Below are 3,866 nucleotides of genomic sequence, written 5' to 3'. Positions count from 1 at the left end.
CCGTGTCTCCCGGGACCGCGCTCGTCAGGGCCGCGCCGGTCGGGAGCAGCCGTCTCCTTCCGTACCGGTTCGGGTTCCTCTTCCCGTTCCCCTTCACTCCGGGTCGGGGTCCGCCGCCGTTCACCGGGCTGTGATGCTATGCGTCGCCGCCGGCCGGGCCCGGGTCGGCCGCCGCCACGTCGAGCAGCTGGTAGCGGTCCACGGCCTGCTTGAGCACGCTGCGGTCGACCTTCCCCTCGCGCGCCAGCTCGGTGAGCACCGCCAGCACGATCGACTGGGCGTCGATGTGGAAGAAACGGCGGGCTGCGCCGCGGGTGTCCGCGAAGCCGAAGCCGTCCGCGCCCAGCGACTGGTAGGTGCCGGGCACCCAGCGGGAAATCTGGTCGGGCACCGAACGCATCCAGTCGGAGACCGCGACGAACGGGCCCTGCGAGCCGGACAGCTTGCGCGTCACGTACGGCACGCGCTGCTCCTCCTCGGGGTGCAGCAGATTGTGCCGCTCCACCTCGACCGCCTCGCGGCGCAGCTCGTTCCACGACGTCGCCGACCACACGTCGGCGCGCACGTTCCAGTCCTGCGCGAGGATCCGCTGCGCCTCGACGGCCCACGGAACGGCCACGCCCGACGCCATGATCTGCGCCGGGATGGAGCCCTGCTCGCCCTGCTTGAAGCGGTGGATGCCCGCCAGGATGCCTTCGACGTCCACGTCGGCCGGCTCCGCGGGATGCTGGATCGGCTCGTTGTAGACGGTGAGGTAGTAGAAGACGTCCTCGGCCTCGGGGCCGTACATCCGGCGCAGACCGTCCTTGACGATGTGCGCGATCTCGAAGCCGAACGCCGGGTCGTAGGCGACGCAGGCCGGGTTCGTCGAGGCGAGCAGCTGCGAGTGGCCGTCCGCGTGCTGCAGGCCCTCGCCGGTCAGCGTCGTACGGCCTGCGGTCGCGCCGAGCACGAAGCCGCGCGCCAGCTGGTCGGCCATCTGCCAGAACTGGTCGCCGGTCCGCTGGAAGCCGAACATCGAGTAGAAGACGTACACCGGGATCAGCGGCTCGCCGTGCGTGGCGTACGCGGAACCGGCGGCGATCAGCGAGGCCGTGCAGCCGGCCTCCGAGATGCCGTCGTGCAGCATCTGACCGGTCGGCGACTCCTTGTACGCGAGCAGCAGCTCGCGGTCCACGGCCTCGTACTGCTGCCCAAGCGGGTTGTAAATCTTCGCACTCGGGAAGAACGAGTCCATTCCGAAAGTGCGGTACTCGTCGGGCGCGATCAGCACGAACCGCTTGCCGATCTCCTTGTCCCGCATGAGGTCCTTCAGCAGCCGGACGAACGCCATGGTGGTGGCGATCGACTGCTGCCCGGAACCCTTCTTCACAGCCGCGTACGTCTTGTCCTCGGGGAGCTCCAGCGGCTTCGCCCGCACGATCCGCGTCGGCACATAACCGCCGCAGGCCTTGCGGTGGTCGTGCATGTACTGGATCTCTTCGGAGTCGCGGCCCGGGTGGTAGTACGGCGGAGGCCCGGACTCGAGCTGCTGGTCCGTGATCGGGATGTGCAGCCGGTCGCGGAAGCGCTTCAGGTCGTCGACCGTCAGCTTCTTCATCTGGTGCGTGGCGTTGCGGCCCTCGAAGTTCGGGCCCAGCGTCCAGCCCTTGATGGTCTGCGCGAGGATCACCGTCGGCTGGCCCTTGTGCGCCTTGGCCGCCGTGTAGGCCGCGAAGACCTTGCGGTGGTCGTGACCGCCGCGGCCCAGGTGCAGGATCTGCTCGTCGGTCATGTTCTCGACCATGGCGCGCAGCCGCTGGTCGCCGCCGAAGAAGTGCTCGCGGATGTACGCACCGGTCTCCGTCGCGTACGTCTGGAACTGCCCGTCGGGCGTGGTGTTCAGCTTGTTGACCAGCACACCGTCGCGGTCCTGGGCGAGCAGCGGGTCCCAGGTGCGGTCCCACACCAGCTTGATGACGTTCCAGCCGGCGCCGCGGAACTGGGACTCCAGCTCCTGGATGATCTTGCCGTTGCCACGGACCGGGCCGTCGAGGCGCTGCAGGTTGCAGTTGACCACGAAGGTCAGGTTGTCCAGGCCCTCACGGGCGGCGATGGACAGCTGGCCCAGCGACTCCGGCTCGTCCATCTCGCCGTCGCCCAGGTAGGCCCAAACATGCGACTCGGAGGTGTCCGCGATGCCGCGCGCCTCCATGTAGCGGTTCATGCGCGCCTGGTAGATGGCGCCCAGCGGGCCGAGGCCCATGGAGACCGTCGGGAACTCCCAGAAGTCCGGCATCGACCGCGGATGCGGGTAGCTGGACAGCCCGTACGGCTCCTTCGACTTCTCCTGGCGGAAGCCGTCCAACTGCTGCTCGCTCAGCCGGTCCAGCATGAAGGCGCGGGCGTAGATGCCGGGGGAGGCGTGCCCCTGGAAGAAGATCTGGTCGCCTCCCTTGCCGTCGTCCTTGCCGCGGAAGAAGTGGTTGAAGCCCACGTCGTAGAGCGAGGCCGAGGAGGCGAAGGTGGCGATGTGGCCGCCGACGCCGATGCCGGGGCGCTGCGCCCGGGAGACCATCACCGCGGCGTTCCACCGGGTCGCGTTGAGGATCTTGCGCTCGATCTCCTCGTTGCCGGGGAAGAACGGCTCGTCCTTGGTCGCGATGGTGTTGACGTAGTCCGTGCTGCGCATCTCGGGCACGGCCACGCGCTTCTCGCGCGCCCGCTCGATCAGGCGCAGCATGAGATAGCGGGCCCGCTCCCGGCCCCGCTCGTCGACGGCGGCGTCCAGGGAGTCCAGCCACTCCTGGGTCTCTTCAGGATCGAAGTCCGGGACCTGGCTGGGAAGGCCGCCAATGATGATCGGGTTGCGATCGGATCCGGAAGCCACGCTGTTCCTTCGCTGTTCGGGGGTACTGGGTCGGCAAAGCTGTCGCACCGCCTCCCATCGTGTACCGCGGGAGGGCCTACGTCATCTCTACTGAGAGGTAACCCTTGTTCCCCGAGACATCCGGTCACAACCGCGGCACAACCGCGGGTGAGAGCCGGGCCAAATCGCAACCTTACGCCCGACCCGGTCAAGCGTTTCGTTCGGTCGTTCGGTTCCGATTGAGATGTGAAAGGGTAGGAATGCCGCGTAGGCGGCCGAAGTGAGTAGCCACCATCGCGGTGGGGCCTCGAGCTTGCCTGGAGTTGCGCCGAGACGGCCGCAAACGTCACCGTTTCGGCGGTCCGGGCGGCCGGGTACTTGCGCGATCCGCCCCGCCCGTGTGGACTACGGCCAATGCCGCGCGTACGCGCGCGGCCGAAGCATTTCCGAAAACGATCAGGAGGCAAGCCGTGAGCGCGACCGCGGACCACGCGGAGGAGCGGACCAACCCGGCAGCGAGGCTGGGGTTCGAGCCCGGACAAGTGGTCCAGGAGATCGGCTACGACGACGACGTCGAGCAGGAGCTCCGTGAGGGCATCGAGGCCGTTACCGGCCAGGAACTCGTCGACGAGGACTACGACGACGTCGCCGACGTCGTCGTGCTGTGGTTCCGCGACGAGGACGGGGACCTCACCGACGCACTGGTGGACGCCATCGGTCTGATCGACGAGGGCGGGGTCGTCTGGCTGATGACCCCCAAGACCGGCCGTGACGGCTACGTCGAGCCCAGCGACATCAATGAGGCCGCCCAGACCGCGGGTCTCTCCCAGACCAAGAGCATCACCGCCGGCAAGGACTGGAGTGGCAGTCGGCTGGTCACCCCCAAGGGGGCCAAGACGGGGAAGCGCTGAGCCGCCGAGCCGCGAAGACGGTGAGCTGGGGGTCGTAGCTCCACAGCAGCGCGGCGTAGAGGAGCACCACGACGCCGTCGACGGCGGCCGCGGCGAGGTCGCGGGCG

General features: G+C 68.5%; 2 protein-coding genes. One reads left to right on the top strand and one right to left on the bottom strand.

Features of this window, described 5'->3' with window-relative positions; all coding sequences use genetic code 11:
* Positions 1-136 precede the first annotated feature (136 nt).
* Positions 137-2,869 carry a pyruvate dehydrogenase (acetyl-transferring), homodimeric type gene (aceE, locus tag ABZ070_RS35905; RefSeq protein ID WP_356640240.1) on the bottom strand — a complete coding sequence of 911 codons (2,733 nt, stop codon included), beginning with the start codon at positions 2,867-2,869 and terminating at the stop codon, positions 137-139.
* A gap of 449 nt (positions 2,870-3,318) precedes the next feature.
* Between aceE and ABZ070_RS35900 the strand changes: the two genes are divergently transcribed.
* Positions 3,319-3,759 (top strand): DUF3052 domain-containing protein, encoded by a 441-nt coding sequence (locus tag ABZ070_RS35900; RefSeq protein WP_356640238.1) that lies wholly within the window; start codon positions 3,319-3,321, stop codon positions 3,757-3,759.
* The last annotated feature ends 107 nt before the right edge of the window (positions 3,760-3,866 follow it).

Origin of the sequence: Streptomyces sp. NPDC006283, assembly GCF_040613325.1 — a bacterium.
Lineage (GTDB): Bacteria > Actinomycetota > Actinomycetes > Streptomycetales > Streptomycetaceae > Streptomyces.
This window is presented reverse-complemented; position numbering and strand designations above follow the sequence as displayed.